The organism is Streptomyces sp. NPDC026394, from assembly GCF_055567735.1.
The window spans coordinates 26383-40323 of record NZ_JBVHPX010000039.1; the positions used below are offsets into that span (position 1 = coordinate 26383).

Sequence of the window (13941 nt, forward strand, 5' to 3'; positions counted from 1 at the left end):
AGACCCGGCCGTGAGTTGACCCCAGCGTCAACGGCTCAGCGTTGCGCTGTTCGGAGAAGGCGGACCGGCAGCGTGCTCGGCCCGTTCACGACGATGGACGAGAGCAGAACTGGCTCCCCGGCCGGCTCTATCACGTCGAAGAGCGTGGCCATCTCGCCATAGAGCGTCTGCAGCTCGGCCCGCGCAAGGATGCCGCCAATGCAGAAGTGCTCGCCCGTACCCAGGGCAATATGGCGGTTCGGCGTCCGACGGATGTCGAACGTGTCCGGGGCGGCGAAGACCTCCTCGTCCCGGTTGGCGGACGGCATCCACAGTGTGACCCGCTCGCCCTCGCCGATGGTGCGCCCTCCGATCGTGACCGCGGTACGCGTGGTCCGCAGCAGGTGGGTCGGCGTTGTGGTCCACCGGAGCACCTCTTCGATCGCGCCGGGCAGCAGGCCCGGATCAGCGCGCAGGGCCTGCCACTGGGCCGGCTCTTGAAGCAACTGATGGATGCCGGAAGAGGCCGCGATCCTCACGTTCTCGGTACCGCCGATGAACACGTTGTCGCAGTTGAGCAGCAGTTCGCTCTCGGTCAGCCGATGACCGTCGACCTCCGCGACGGCCAGGTCGCTGATGATGTCGTCCCCGGGCGATCGGCGCTTCTCGTCGGCGAGGTCGAGCAGGTACTCCATGAGTTTGACATGGGACGAACGCCGCTCCTCGGGGTCATCCGAGCAGAAGGCCCGACTGGTGATCCCGAACAGGTAGTCGCGGTCGGTGTCTGGAATGCCCATCAGTCGGCTGATCACATAGAGCGGGAGCCGGGCGGCAACGTCGTTGACGAACTCGACCGTCCCCCTCTCGGCAGCCTCCGCGAGCAGCGTCTGCGCTATCTCACAGATGACGGGCCTCAGTTGCCGGACCGCTCGCTCGGAGAACCAGGACTTGATGATCGACCTCAGCTGGCGGTGCCGCGGCGGGTCCGTCAGGGCGAGTGTCCGGCCCCCGCCCGGGTCTCGCCCGTGGTTGGCGGGCCGGAGCAGGATCCCCTCCGCGGAGCTGTACACCTCCGGATTACCCAGGACCGATACGATGTCGTTGTACTTGGTGAGGGCCCAGAACCCGGGCATCCCCCGGGAGGGCTCGTGCCAGTACACGGGGGCGTTGCGGCGAAGCCACCGCCAGACGGAGTGCGGATCGCCGGTCGCGTACAGCTGCGGATCGGCGAGATCGATGTGGGGTTTCTGATCCACCCCGCCGGTGGGGGACAGCGGCAGCGTCATGTGTCAGTGGCCTCTATCGGAGTGAGGGTGGCGCTGAGCACCAGTGGGTCGGGCCTACAGGTTGGGGAAGTACGACTGCAGAGCGCCAGCACGCCGGATGTCGACCGTGCAGCAGTGGAAGCTCCCGCCGAAGTGGTACACGTTGGCGAACGGGATAGCGATCACCCGGAACCCGAAGGACTTGAGGAAGTCGATCATCGGCTGTTCGCGCTCCTCACAGATGATCGTGTCCTCGTTCACGTTGAAGACGTTCATGGAGATCCACTTGCTGACCTCCACCGAGCGCATGTAGCCACGCCGGACCGAAGGCGGTGCCATGACTACCTTCCAGCCGTTCGCCTCGAGCCTGGCGATGGTGTCGTCGATGGGCGGCCGGCCCGGGTTCATCATCATCAGGCCGGGGCGCAGCGGCACCATGGTGGCGTCGATGTGCTGCGGATGCGCGTCAGCGAAGCGGACGCGGTGCAGGCGGTACTCGGGTCCGAGGTGCCGGGCCAGCCAGCGCGCGCCGAAGTCGTTCGTCACGATGTCGGGCTGGTAGAAGATGTCCCGACCGCAGCGGGCGAAGCTCGCCGCGTCGAAACAGGGTTCCGCGTCGCTCAGCGCCGGATTCGTGTCGGCGTCGAAGCCGCCCGACTCTGCGGAGAAGTCGCCGACGTACATCGCATCGGACATGCTGGGCTTGGGCGCTGCGGCCCAGCGGGCCCCCGCGTTGAAGTACTCGGTGACCAGTGGGCGGTACGGCAGGTACTCGAAGAACCGGCTGCGCATCGCCATCGATGCCTCGATGATCTCGTCGCCGACCACGAGCAGGACGTCCCGCGGACAGGTGCTGGAGTTCTGGCCGCGCACCTGGAAGGTGGGGGTGCGCACCTCGGTAAGAAAGTCCATCGGCACGGGCCGACGTACGACGACACCCTCCTGCCTGAGCACCTCCGCCAAGGTGTCCAACTGCTCCTGTGCGAGTTTGAGTTCGCCCTCGTCGCGGCGCCCGGCCTCGAACCCGCGGTCCGCGGCATCCGGGAAGTACGGGCGCAGGGCGGGCTCGAATCCCGGTCGCGCGCCGTTGGTGACGCTGCCGACGATGACCTCTTCGAGGGGGTCCCAGCCGTTGTAGGAGTTCACGACAGGGGACGAGCTGGACATGGCTGTGCCTCCGATAGCTTGCGAGCAAAGGGCTTGCGATGCGGCCGGGTGGAATCAGTCCATTGCAACGACGATCTTGCGCAGCCCTCCGGAGGTGCCGCGGCCGTACGCGAACAGCAGGTTCTGCAGGATCATGATCTCGCCTCGTTGCCAGGCGAGCCGCGTCTTCTCCTGCTCATACGCGCCGCGGACGTGCTCGAGAACTCCGGGCTCCATGGGCGAGCCGTTGCCGTACAGGTATGGTCCTGGGCATTTTTGAAGGGTCGCGGCAGGACCACGGGGCCGCGGCCGTCCGGGTCGGCGAATTCGACGGGCACGACGTCAGTCGACATGTTCACGACGTACAAGCCAGCCTTTCGAACTTGGGGCAGACGTCAGACTGCTGCGACGTCGAAGTAGGTGTTGCGCTCCACCACCACACGGCTCGAGAAGCGCCAGAAGTCCGCGAAGCGCACCTCGAGCGGGTCCCCGTCGTGCGAGGTGCCGCTGAAGCTGCCACGCGCAGCGACCGTGTCCGCGTCCTCGACGATCGACTCCAGGTAGTGCCGACCGGCCGAGATCACCCGCTCAGCGCGGTAGAACTCGTTGATCGCGGGCAGGCCCACGAGCACGCGGTAGCCGGGGCGGCGATAGACCGCGTCCTCCGAGAAGCAGGCCAGCGCGGCCGCGATGTCGCGCTGGTCGATGTACCGGTAGTAGTCGCCGACGACCACGGAGAGCTGCCCCGAGGCCTCGGCCGGATCACGTATCAGGTCCACGAGATCACCGTCTTGTCGTCAGCGAACCCGAGAATCCCTGAGAGAGTCACTCGCCGCGCGTCCAGGTCGCGCGCAGACTCGACGGCGTGCACATGCGCCGCGTTGAACAGGTAGATGTCACCTGGCCGCACGTCGAGCCGCACCCGGTCGAAACCGCTCAACCACTCGGGCGCGTAGGGCGAGCCGGTATAGCGGACGCCGAGCCTATCCCGGGTCGCCTCGTCAGGACACAGGTTCCACACCGCCAGCCGGCCGTCGGAACCGTTGTCCAGGCAAATGTTGAGCCCGACGATCGGATAGGCCGTCACTTGCTGAATCTCAAAACCGATCTGCTTCGGATCCTCGCACTGCCCGCGATCCTCGTGCGGGTCCAGTGCGAATTCGCGCTGCCCGTGCCAGGACCGGAAGACGCCCGGGCACGCCTCGCGGCCATCGTGGCGCGCGGGACGGAACTCCATTCCTGAGAGCGCGAGTTCCTCCTCGAGCCGCTGGAACAGACCGTTCAGCGGCTCCCCTGGCACGTTCAGAGCGGCCCGCAGGTCAGCTGCCACGGCATCCGCCTGGTCGAGGTAGGCGTCGATGGTCTTGTTGTAGTGGTAGGCGCCAAGGTACTCGCCCGGAGCGTCCATTCCGCGCGTCCGACGCCCCGGACTGTTCTGGAAGTTGGTGATCAGAGCCTCGCGAGTGGCGGCGGGTACGACGTCGCGGAACACCACACCAAGCCGCCGTCCGCAGAGCACGTCCACGACCCGGGACGGCGACACCTCGTCGCACTCGACGAAGCGGAAGTACTCGGTCGATCCCTCCCAACCGGTCACGCCGGGATAACGGGAATCTCCGGACGAACGCAGCACAGCATCAAGCGGAACAGAATTCGATATCATCGAATACCTCATTCACGAAAACCTTGCTCGGCCATTCAAACCACCTTGCAGACAAGGTGAGCCGACGAACGAACAATCAGCACACTAGGTTGGCATTCAGAAGACTGTCAAGCCCTTTCCAAGTGCCCGCATCAGCGCAGGACGCGAAGCACAGGAGCGGCAAAGGCTCATGAGAAAAGACTACAAGAATGGGTCATGGGAATTTCTCCAGACTAGCCAGCCGTACGCTGCACGCATGCCGAAGCGGCCAGCGATGGCACCCATTCGCACTACCATTACCAGGATGTCACTCCACCCCACCCCGCGTCCACACGGTCCATGGCTCTCGCGGCATGCCATTGCGCGGCCGGCTCACGCCGCAAAGGCATGCGCTCACCGATCGACCGGACATTGACCCTAACAGCAGCGTTCTGGAATCTCTTCACTTCGCCGAGATTTAACATTCCCTTCATGATTTTACAGCGAACCAGAAAGCGCCTATATGCTGCCGGGGAGACAAAGGGGCTCGCATGATCATCTGTGGTATAAAGGCATCGCACGACGGCGCTGTCGCGGTCATCGAGGATGGTCGCCTCCGGTTCAGCGTCGAAACGGAGAAGATAGATAACGGCGCCCGTTATAGTTCGCTCGACGACCTGCGGTACGTCACTGAGATCCTGGCCCGCGAGGGACTGTCCCCGGAGAACGTCGACCAGTTTGTGATCGACGGCTGGTACACCACCGGCACGGACGGCGGACACGCCGTGACCCTGAACAACGGCGGAACCCAGGTCGAGCTCGGCACCGCGCCCTACGTGGAGAGCCCCGGCGACGAGGGCCCGTTGCAGCGGCACTCATTCGTCGGCCGGGACTTCATCAACGGCGCCGACTACGTCAGTTTCAACCACGTGACCAACCACCTGCTCGGCGCCTACTGCTCCAGTTCCTTCGCCGCTCGTGGCGAGGACGCACTCGCGCTGGTGTGGGACGGCGGCATCGTGCCGCGCCTCTACCTGGTGCGTGCCACGACCCGCGAGGTGACTCTGGTATCCGTCCTGCTGCCGATCACCGGCAACACCTTCGCCGACTTCTGCGCGCAGTTCGGGCCCTACGCGTCCGACACCAGTCACCTGACGCCCGATGAGGTGATTCGGCATCACCTGTCCATCGCAGGCAAGGCCATGGCATACGCCGCACTCGGCACGGCGCAGCCGAACGTGTTCCCGCTGCTCGACGAGTTCATCTCCGGCTTTCCGGGGATCGACCCGGACAACGCCAAGACGCTGGGCGCGAAGATCGCCTCGAACCGGGACGACCTGCTGCTGGGACTGACCGACGCCGACATCATCGCGACCTTCCAGGACTACCTCGGACAGCGGTTGCTCGAACGGCTCAGCGCGGTGGTCCGGCGGCGCTTCCCCGGAGAGCGGCTCAACCTTGTCCTCGGCGGCGGCTGCGCGCTGAACATCAAGTGGAACTCGCTGATCCGCGCCTCCGGGCTATTCCAGGACGTGTACGCGCCGCCGTTCCCGAACGACGCCGGAGCGGCCATCGGTACCGCCGTATGCGAGTCCTTCCACCGCGGAAACCTCGCATTGGAGTGGGACGTCTACAGCGGTCCCGCGCTGGTCGACGGCCGCACGCCGGACGGATGGCGGACGGCGCCCTGTGACGAGCGTCAGCTGGCGCAGCTGCTGCACACCGAAGGCGAGCCCGTGGTCGTGCTTTCCGGCCGCGCTGAGCTGGGCCCGCGGGCGCTGGGTAATCGAAGCATTCTGGCCCCGGCCACCGACCCCGGCATGAAGGCCCGGCTGAATGCGATCAAGAATCGGGCCGACTACCGGCCGGTGGCTCCGCTCTGCCTTGAGGAGCATGCGACCGAAGTGTTCACTCCCGGCACACCGGACCCGTACATGCTCTTCGAACACCGCTTGCAGCCTGACTGGGCCGAGCGCGTCCCGGCGGTCGTCCACCTCGACGGCACCGCCCGGCTGCAGACGATCAGCGCGCACAACCACTCTGCCGCCGCCCGGGTGCTGGCCGCATACGCCGAAATCAGCGGCGTGCCCGTGCTCTGCAACACCAGCGCGAACCTCGAGGGGCGCGGCTTCTTTCCCGACGTCGGCTCCGCTGCCCGCTGGGGTGGGACGCGATACATCTGGTCCAAGGGCGTGCTGTACACGAACCCCAACGCGCAGTCAGGCCCACGACGTTGAGGGCCGGCGAGACCGAAGGGCAGGGTCGAACCCATATGTTCGGCGATCTGGCTGTAGTGTCCCCTGGCTCGGCGCGAGAGTTGCTCGTGAGGGTATTGCGGCGCAACGCACGCGCGGTGGGAGCCTGCTTCGCGCTGCTCTCGGCCTGGCAGCTGGCCGAGGCGATGGTCCCGGTCGTGGTCGGCGAGTTCATCGACCGCGCCGTCGTCTCCGGTGACGTCCCCGCCCTGATCGGCTGGGGCGCGCTGCTGGCGTTGATATTCGCCGCGCTGATGTACTTCTACCGCTACGGCGCGCTCATGGCGTACAAGGTCGACCAGTTCGAGGCACATCGTCTCAGGGTCGAGATCGCCGAGCACGTGCTGCGTCCGCTCAGCGCGCGTACCGGCCGGCACCCGGGCGCGACCCTGTCCCTGGCCACGAATGACGCGGATGGCGTCGGCACGCTCGCGCAGTCGGCGGGCAACACCTTCGCCTCGGCGGTCGCCGCGGTGGTCAGCGCCGTCGTATTGCTCAGAATCGACCTCGTCATCGGCTTGACGGTGCTCCTCGGCGTGCCGCTCGTGCTCTTCGTCACCCAACTGGTCGCGCCCGCGATCTCCCGCCGCAGCCGCGAGCATCGCGGCCAGGTCGCCGCCACCGCCGCGCAGGCCGCGGACCTGGTGCGCGGACTGCGCGTGGTCAAGGGCATCGGTGCCGAGGACGAGGCCGCAGCGCGCTATCGGGTGCGCAGCCAGGTCGCCAAGACCGCCAGCATCCGGGTATCCGTATCGCAGGCGCTGATGAAGGCCGTGTCCGCCGGTCTGAGCGGACTCTTCCTGGCCGCGGTGACCTTGCTCGCCGGGGCGCGGGCCCTCGAGCACGAGATCACGATCGGCCAGCTGATCGCGATCGTCGGCCTCACGCAGTTCCTCGCCGTGCCCATCCAGGCCCTCGGCCAGGTCGGCGCCCTGGTGGCGGACGGCCATGCCTCAGCCACCCGGATCGTCGAGTTCCTGCACACACCGCCGCTGTTGGAAGCCGGCTCCTTGGGGACGGAGCGTTCGCACCCGGAACTCGTACTGGACAAGGTGACCGTCGGCGCGCTGCGCACGTTTTCGCTGGCGTCGCGGCCCGGGGAACTGCTCTGTTTGGTGATCGACGATCCGGCCGTTAGCAGGACCCTGGTCCAACTGCTGGCCGGCGAGATCTCCACTGCCGAAGTCTCCGGCGAAGTGCGCCTGGGCGATGCCGCGTTCGATTCCCTGAGCATCTCGGCGCGCCGGAAACGACTGCTGGTCAATCCGCACCAGACCGACTTGCTGCACGGAACGCTGCGCGCGAGCCTCGACCCGGACGGCCGGCACGAGGACGCCGATCTCGCACGGTTCCTCACCGCCGCGGCGGCGCACGACATCGTCCGGCTGGACGCGAGCGGCCTTGACCAGCCGGTCGCCGCAAAGGGAGGCAACTACTCCGGCGGGCAACGGCAGCGGATCGCGCTTGCCCGCGCACTGGCCGCCGACTCCGTGATCCTCGTGCTGGACAACCCCACCACCGCCGTGGACGCGGTGACCGAGCAGCGGATCGCAACTGGCATCAGGGAGCTGCGTCACCAGGCGGACGCACGTACCACGTGGATCGTCACCACCAGCCCGGCGCTGCTCGACCAGGCCGACCGGGTGGTTCATGTGGCGAACGGCCGGGTGGCCGGCAGCGGAACCCATCGGGAGTTGCTCAGTCGACCCGAGTATGAGGAGTTGGTCCTGCGATGAGCATGAATTCCGAGCTGCTACCGATCGCAACGTCCCGTCAGACGTTCCGCTTCGTGCTCCACGCGCTGGCCGCCGACCGCTCTGCGAGCACAATCACGGCCCTCATGTTCCTGCTGGCGGGCGCGGCCGGACTGGTCGCCCCGTGGGTCTTCGGCGCGATCGCGGACGACGTCAGAGCCGGCCGGAACACCGTCGTGTCCTCCTTCCTGTTCATCGCGGCGGCGGCCGTGGCTGGCGCCGTGTTCGGCGGGATCGCCACGGTGATGCTGGCGCGGGTGGGCGAGCCCGCCCTTGCCGGACTGCGGGAGCAGGTGCTCAGTCGTGCCCTGCACCTGCCCGCCGCCCGGATCGAGCGGAGCACGACCGGAGACTTGCTCTCCCGGCTCTCCGACGACGTGCGGACCGTATCCGACGGCTTCAAGAGCGTCGTGCCGGTGATCGCGAACGCGGCCGTCGCGATCGTGTTCACCTTCACCGGAGTGCTGACGCTCGACTGGCGGCTCGGCCTGGCCATGGCGTGCGCGGCACCGGCTTACCTCCTGAGCCTGCGCTGGTATCTACCGCGCTCACGGCCGCTCTACCGCAAACAGCGCGTCTTCCAGGGCGAGCGCGCCGAGGCTCTACTCACCGGTATCAACGGAGCACCCACGGCCCGGGCCTTCGGAATCGGTCCGACGCTTCTGCGGCGGGTCGAGGAGAGCTCGCGGCAGTCGGCGGACACGTCCGTGTCCGTCTACACGCTCATGCTGCGCTTCCTGAACCGCAACAACCTTGCCGAGTTCACCGGTCTGGCCCTGGTGCTGGGCGTCGGTTTCGTCCTGATGCGCGATCACGCCATCACGGTCGGGGCCGTCACCGCCGGCGCGCTGTACTTCCTGCGGCTGTTCGGCCCGATCAGCGGGCTGCTGTTCACGTTCGACCGCTTCCAGTCGATGGGCGCGGCACTGTCCAGGCTCGTCGGCATCGTGGAAATGCCATCGGCGGCCGAGCCGACCGCGGATGCCGCTGTCGGTCCCGGCGCGATGGAACTGGTCGGAATCCAGCACGAGTACGTGCCGGGCAAGCCGATTCTGCACGGCGTCGATCTCCGGATCGATGCTGGCGAGCGGGTCGCGCTGGTCGGCGCCACCGGAGCAGGAAAGACGACGCTCGGCCTGATCGCCGCCGGGATGCTCAAGCCGACAGGGGGCAAGGTGTTGGTCGACAGCAGGCCGCTCGATCCGGAAGTGTCCGCGGCACACTCCCGGATCTTCCTGGTCAACCAGGACGCGCACGCCTTCGCCGGCACCGTGCGGGACTTCCTGACTCTGGCAAGGCCCGAGGCCAGCGACGAGGACGTGTGTCAGGCGCTGGCCGACACCTTCGCGGACCGCTGGGTCGCTGCACTGCCCGACGGCCTCGACACAGTTATCGGGGACGCGGGCCACCAGCTGACACCCAACCAGCTGCAGCACCTCGCGCTGTGCCGGATCATGCTCGGCGATCCGTGGTTCATCGTGATGGACGAGGCCACGGCGGAAGCGGGTTCGACCGGCGCGCGCGTCCTCGAGCGAGCCGCCGAGGCCGCGATGCGCGGCCGCACCGCCTTCGTCGTGGCACACCGGCTGACCCAGGCCCGGCTGGCAGACCGCATCCTCGTCATGCATGAAGGCGAGGTGGTCGAAGAGGGCACCCATGACGAGTTGCTGGCCCTGAACGGCCGCTACGCCGAGCTTTGGCGGGCCTGGACCGGGAGCCGTATGGGCTGACTTGCCGGTATCCCCACCACCACGAACAGTTCGAAGTCCCCCTCACCGGGACGCTATATGCAGGAGAAAAGGTGTCGTCGGTTATATCCGATCGCTTGACGAAGCTCGACGGCGTCATATCGACGCTGGGGCCCAGTGGAACGGACTCCGCCCACGAGGCGAGGAAGCACTGCTCGAACGTCGTCTTGTTCCCCTCGTTCGCCGCCGCCGTCGAGCACGCCGAACAGACCGACGGGTACGTGCTGATGCCCACCGGATACCTCGACTTCCAGAACGGCCGGCTGGCCGATACCTGGGTGGACATGCACTTCCGGCTGCTCGGCAGGATGCGCATCGCCGACGTTTGGGAAAGCAGAACCAAGACGATGTGCCTGGCGATCAACCAGGAGCGGGTCGCCCACCGCGACTCCATCCGGTCCATCGCGCTGCACCCGGCCACGGCCGTCTTCGCGCGGCAGTCCTGCGCCGGAGCCGAGACGCGCTTCGTCAGTTCGAAACCGCTGGCCGTGCAAGCCGCCGCGAACGGCAGCGTCGACGCCTGCATCGGCTCGGTCGACGTGGTCGCGGACTCGAACCTGAAACCGATCGACTACTTCCACCCGACGATGGTGTGGACCCTCTACCGCAAGGAGCATTGAGCATGTATCCCGATTGGATCAGGAAGCTGCCGCAGGTCAATACGCCGTTCCCGGGCGCCGTCGGCTGGATGATGTCCAGCCCGCATGGCCAGGTCGTGCTCTGGGAGTTCCGCGAGGGCGCCGAGGTCAAGCCGCACCGGCACGGCCCACAGCTGGGCTTCGTGCTCGGTGGCCGGACCGTGATGACGATCGGGGGCGAAACGCGCGCCTGGCTGGCGGGCGAGACCTTCGCCATAGCGGACCAGCAGGAACACTCGGCGGTCGTAGATCCCGGCACCTTCATCGTCGAGATCTTCGAGGAATCCGACCGTCACAAGGCGGAGTAGCGAAGCGGTGGCGGACCCGGGGAGGGGTTGATCATGGATTTGGGGCTGGCCGGCCGGGTTTACGTCGTCGGCGGCGGCAGCCGAGGTTTGGGGTTCGCCGTCGCGCGGGTGCTGACGGAAGAGGGCGCACGCGTGGTGCTCTCGGGGCGGGACGCCGCGTCGCTGGCCACCGCGGTCGAGGCACTTGGCGAGCCCCGGGCGACGGGTGCCGTGGCCGACAGCGCCGATCCCGGCTCCCCAGAACGCCTGGTGGCCGCCGCGCTCGATCGCTGGGGGCGCTTGGACGGGGCTCTGGTCAACAGCGGCGGCCCACCACTCGGTGACGCGCTGGACGTCCCCGACGACGCCTGGCGGGACTCGTTCGAATCGGTGTTCCTGGGAGCCGTCCGCACCGCACGGGCGATCAGTGCGAATCTCTCAGAGGGCGGCTCGATGGCCTTCGTCCTGTCCACCTCGGCGCGCGTACCGATTCCCGGGCTGGACATCTCGAACGGCCTGCGGCCGGGTCTCGCCATGCTGACGAAGAGCCTCTCGGCACAGCTCGGTGAACAGGGCATCAGAGTTAACGCGCTGCTCCCCGGGCGCATCCGCACGGAGCGGACCGGCCTGGTCGATGCGGGCACCACCGGTTCGAGCGGGACAACCATCCCGCTGGGACGCGTCGGCGAACCGGCCGAGTTCGGTCGCGTCGCGGCCTTCGTGCTCTCGCCGACCGCGTCCTACCTCAGCGGCGCGGTGATCCCGGTCGACGGCGCTGCGACACGGGCGTATTGAGCACCCGCCGGGCACGTATCCGTTTCCTCCAGATTCAGTAAGGACCAGAAGTGCACTCCACCTCGGTACGAGGTTTCCTCAAGGTTCCCTTCGAGGGAACGCGATCCGGAGAGTTCCCGCTCACGTGGGGGCAGCGCTGGGTGTGGAACTCAGTCTCAACCCGGGCCCCGTACTACGCGGACCTGGGCGGCAGCTACGTCGTCGCGGTCCCGGACGAATGTGACCTGACGACGGTGTCCGGCGCGATCAATGGGATACTCAACAGGTACGAGACCTTCCGGAGCAGATACTCTATCGCTGCCGACGAGAGCATTCGGCAGACGGTCGTGGCCCGCGGCCACCTGCGCGTCGAGGTGCTCGAGGCCGACGCCGTTGATGCCCGGTCGGCGGCTTCGGCCGCCGAGAACGAGTTCAACAACCTGCCCTTCACACTGCCCGAACTGGCGCTCCGAGCCGCCGTCATCGTGACGGACGGTGTCCCTAGGTTCGTCGTCCTGTGCGCCTTCCACATGGCCATGGACTGTCACGGCATGGTGGCGGTCCTCGACGACTTCAGGGTGCTGCTAGGCGGCAAGACGATCAATTCGGGCCCGCCCGAGGTTGCCCACCCCGCCGACCGTGCGCTCGCGGAACAATCTCCGCAGGGTGTGCAGCGTTCGATACGCGGAGTTCAGTTCTGGGAGCGGGAGCTGGCGAAATTTCCCGAGGACCCGCTGCCGTACACCGGGCGAGGCCCGGAAAGCCCGCGGTACCAGACCTTCGCCCTGCGCTCCCAGGCCGTGCGCGCCGTGTCCCTCGCACTCGCCGAGGAACTGGGCGTCAGCATGACGTCCGTCATCCTGGCGATGGCCGCGTCACTGCTCGGCAGGAGATGCGGAAGCGGGATGTGCGGCATCGTTCTGGCCGCGAGCCACCGGTACGAAGCCGAGTCCATGCGTTACCCGGGGACCCTGGTCCAGGGCGTGCCGGTCGCACTCGACGTCTCCGAGGACGCGACGGAGAAGCTCATCTCCCGCTGTCACCGGGGGCAGATGCTCGCGGCGCTGGCCGGACACTGCCACCCGGACGATCTGGCTGCGATGCTGCGCGAGCGCTACAGCGCGGAGGCGGTCGAGGCCGCCCTGGCCTGCGTGGTGAACCTCAATCTTCCCACAGCCGACGACTCGACGGCCGCGGGCGGCACGCGGATCACACGGGCCGAGGCGGAACGTCTCACAGGGCAGTCCCGGTGCGAATTCCTCGAGGGAACGCCGGTGGAGAACGAGCGGTTCTACCTCGCCATGCAAGGCGATGCGTCGGACTTCTCCCTCACTCTGCGGGCCGACACCGCGGTACTCGCGCCCGCCGAGATCGTCAAGTTCCTGCGGGACCTCGAGCGCTCCGTGATCAACTGCCTGCCCTGTCCCATCGCGAGATGAGAGCACGCCCCAGCACCGCGAAGGAGCAGCACCATGCCACAGCCGGGCACCGCCGCGCAGGGTCCCGCCTTGCCTTGAAAGCCCGCTGTGACGGGGCAGCCGGCCACGGCCTGGCAGCAAGTTCCACTTCCGGGTCGCCGGACAGGGCGTTCCGCTCACCGTCTCGCTGGGTGTCGTGAGGAAATGGCCGCCAATAGAGCACATCTGTTATCCCTCCCTCCCCGAACACCGGAGCTGAACCGCATCGAATGAGCCTGGCGCTCGGTCAAGTACCGGGACATGCCCGTCCGCGTCTACACCACTGCCGAGGAGCTTCACACCATCGTCGACAAGGCCCTCACCAGGCGGGCCGCTGCGACGACGCCAGCCACAGCCCGATTACTCAAGATCGTTTAGAAGCCCTACTCGACATCCGAGCCGTGATCCGCGCTGGACGGATGTACAAGAGTTTGCCCGAAAAGAAGAGATGGGAACAGGTCAACCAACTACAAGCTCCGCCGCCCGCCACTTCAGCAACACGATGTTGGGAGCGACCACGGCCGGTAAGCCAGCGCTGCCCGCGGGCGGCGGGGGCCGCCGACAGGTCGCCGCTGGGCCCCTTGGCTGCGTAGGGTGCGTGGTCAGTTGCCGGTCGGCTGATTGACGGCATTGCAGATGGCCATGTCCAGGGTGCGCTTATCCGCGAGTTCGAGTTCGTAGTAGTAGCGGGCGCTGCCGGGGAGGTCTCGCAGTGCGCCGACGACGATCCGGGCTGCTTGGCCGTGAAGGCGGCGCAGCCAGTTGCGGGTTGCGATCTGCTGGTCGAAGTTGTTCGATGCCTCGTCCCAGGTGCACATGCCGCAGGCGGCCTCCTCCAGGAGGGCCCGCTGTTCTTCCTCTGCGACATGTCGGGCGATGGCACGCAGCCAGGCGATGGCCCGCTAGGAGTTGTCTTCAAATGTCAGGCCCACATCAGGAGCGATGCGAGGGTGACGGCTGCCTGGTAGGACTCGGCGGTCTTGTCGTAGCGGGTGGCGATGCCGCGCCATTGTTTCA

The 13941-nt window shown here is 67.1% G+C and carries 13 protein-coding genes; 7 read left to right on the plus strand and 6 right to left on the minus strand.

Annotation, left to right across the window (positions count from 1 at the left end; genetic code table 11):
* Nucleotides 1-35 precede the first annotated feature (35 nt).
* The 5 genes from ACZ4QV_RS40690 to ACZ4QV_RS40710 all read right to left on the minus strand — a co-directional run bounded on the left by ACZ4QV_RS40690 (nt 36) and on the right by ACZ4QV_RS40710 (nt 4023).
* Entirely contained in the window at nt 36-1265 is a 1230-nt protein-coding gene (locus ACZ4QV_RS40690; RefSeq protein ID WP_361160654.1) for a cytochrome P450, read from the minus strand.
* 54 nt (nt 1266-1319) lie between these two features.
* Nucleotides 1320-2411 carry a glycine amidinotransferase gene (locus ACZ4QV_RS40695; protein ID WP_361160651.1) on the minus strand — a complete coding sequence of 364 codons (1092 nt, stop codon included), beginning with the start codon at nt 2409-2411 and terminating at the stop codon, nt 1320-1322.
* Nucleotides 2412-2465: 54 nt separating this feature from the next.
* Nucleotides 2466-2627: a hypothetical protein gene (locus ACZ4QV_RS40700; protein ID WP_361160648.1), complete on the minus strand. Its 162-nt coding sequence runs from the start codon at nt 2625-2627 to the stop codon at nt 2466-2468.
* 158 nt (nt 2628-2785) lie between these two features.
* The gene (locus ACZ4QV_RS40705; protein ID WP_361160645.1) at nt 2786-3169 is read right to left on the minus strand and encodes a nuclear transport factor 2 family protein; all 384 of its coding nucleotides are present in this window, start codon (nt 3167-3169) and stop codon (nt 2786-2788) included.
* The gene (locus ACZ4QV_RS40710) at nt 3160-4023 is read right to left on the minus strand and encodes a hypothetical protein (RefSeq protein WP_361160642.1); all 864 of its coding nucleotides are present in this window, start codon (nt 4021-4023) and stop codon (nt 3160-3162) included. The genes ACZ4QV_RS40705 and ACZ4QV_RS40710 overlap by 10 nt, the downstream gene beginning before the upstream one ends.
* A gap of 539 nt (nt 4024-4562) precedes the next feature.
* Between ACZ4QV_RS40710 and ACZ4QV_RS40715 the strand changes: the two genes are divergently transcribed.
* The 7 genes from ACZ4QV_RS40715 to ACZ4QV_RS40745 all read left to right on the plus strand — a co-directional run bounded on the left by ACZ4QV_RS40715 (nt 4563) and on the right by ACZ4QV_RS40745 (nt 12906).
* Nucleotides 4563-6248: a carbamoyltransferase N-terminal domain-containing protein gene (locus ACZ4QV_RS40715; protein WP_361160639.1), complete on the plus strand. Its 1686-nt coding sequence runs from the start codon at nt 4563-4565 to the stop codon at nt 6246-6248.
* 35 nt (nt 6249-6283) lie between these two features.
* On the plus strand, nt 6284-8002 hold the full coding sequence (locus ACZ4QV_RS40720; RefSeq protein ID WP_467764382.1) for an ABC transporter transmembrane domain-containing protein: 1719 nt from the start codon (nt 6284-6286) through the stop codon (nt 8000-8002).
* On the plus strand, nt 7999-9750 hold the full coding sequence (locus ACZ4QV_RS40725) for an ABC transporter ATP-binding protein (RefSeq protein ID WP_361160632.1): 1752 nt from the start codon (nt 7999-8001) through the stop codon (nt 9748-9750). The genes ACZ4QV_RS40720 and ACZ4QV_RS40725 overlap by 4 nt, the downstream gene beginning before the upstream one ends.
* 95 nt (nt 9751-9845) lie before the next feature.
* Entirely contained in the window at nt 9846-10388 is a 543-nt protein-coding gene (locus tag ACZ4QV_RS40730) for a hypothetical protein (protein ID WP_467764383.1), read from the plus strand.
* 2 nt (nt 10389-10390) lie between these two features.
* The gene (locus ACZ4QV_RS40735) at nt 10391-10714 is read left to right on the plus strand and encodes a cupin domain-containing protein (protein ID WP_361160625.1); all 324 of its coding nucleotides are present in this window, start codon (nt 10391-10393) and stop codon (nt 10712-10714) included.
* A gap of 33 nt (nt 10715-10747) precedes the next feature.
* The gene (locus tag ACZ4QV_RS40740; RefSeq protein ID WP_467764384.1) at nt 10748-11488 is read left to right on the plus strand and encodes an SDR family oxidoreductase; all 741 of its coding nucleotides are present in this window, start codon (nt 10748-10750) and stop codon (nt 11486-11488) included.
* Nucleotides 11489-11538: 50 nt separating this feature from the next.
* Entirely contained in the window at nt 11539-12906 is a 1368-nt protein-coding gene (locus ACZ4QV_RS40745) for a condensation domain-containing protein (protein WP_361160619.1), read from the plus strand.
* Nucleotides 12907-13526: 620 nt separating this feature from the next.
* Here ACZ4QV_RS40745 and ACZ4QV_RS40750 read toward each other — a convergent pair.
* A complete protein-coding gene (locus tag ACZ4QV_RS40750) occupies nt 13527-13742 on the minus strand; it encodes a hypothetical protein (RefSeq protein ID WP_361160616.1) in 216 nt (71 codons plus the stop codon).
* Nucleotides 13743-13941 lie beyond the last annotated feature (199 nt).

Bases quoted from the DNA above. Each gene is read 5' to 3' on its own strand.
- ACZ4QV_RS40690 (WP_361160654.1), bottom strand. From the start codon at position 1,265: ATGACGCTGCCGCTGTCCCCCACCGGCGGGGTGGATCAGAAACCCCAC.
- ACZ4QV_RS40720 (WP_467764382.1), top strand. From the start codon at position 6,284: ATGTTCGGCGATCTGGCTGTAGTGTCCCCTGGCTCGGCGCGAGAGTTG.
- ACZ4QV_RS40740 (WP_467764384.1), top strand. From the start codon at position 10,748: ATGGATTTGGGGCTGGCCGGCCGGGTTTACGTCGTCGGCGGCGGCAGC.
- ACZ4QV_RS40695 (WP_361160651.1), bottom strand. From the start codon at position 2,411: ATGTCCAGCTCGTCCCCTGTCGTGAACTCCTACAACGGCTGGGACCCC.
- ACZ4QV_RS40725 (WP_361160632.1), top strand. From the start codon at position 7,999: ATGAGCATGAATTCCGAGCTGCTACCGATCGCAACGTCCCGTCAGACG.
- ACZ4QV_RS40735 (WP_361160625.1), top strand. From the start codon at position 10,391: ATGTATCCCGATTGGATCAGGAAGCTGCCGCAGGTCAATACGCCGTTC.
- ACZ4QV_RS40750 (WP_361160616.1), bottom strand. From the start codon at position 13,742: ATGTGCACCTGGGACGAGGCATCGAACAACTTCGACCAGCAGATCGCA.
- ACZ4QV_RS40715 (WP_361160639.1), top strand. From the start codon at position 4,563: ATGATCATCTGTGGTATAAAGGCATCGCACGACGGCGCTGTCGCGGTC.
- ACZ4QV_RS40700 (WP_361160648.1), bottom strand. From the start codon at position 2,627: ATGGAGCCCGGAGTTCTCGAGCACGTCCGCGGCGCGTATGAGCAGGAG.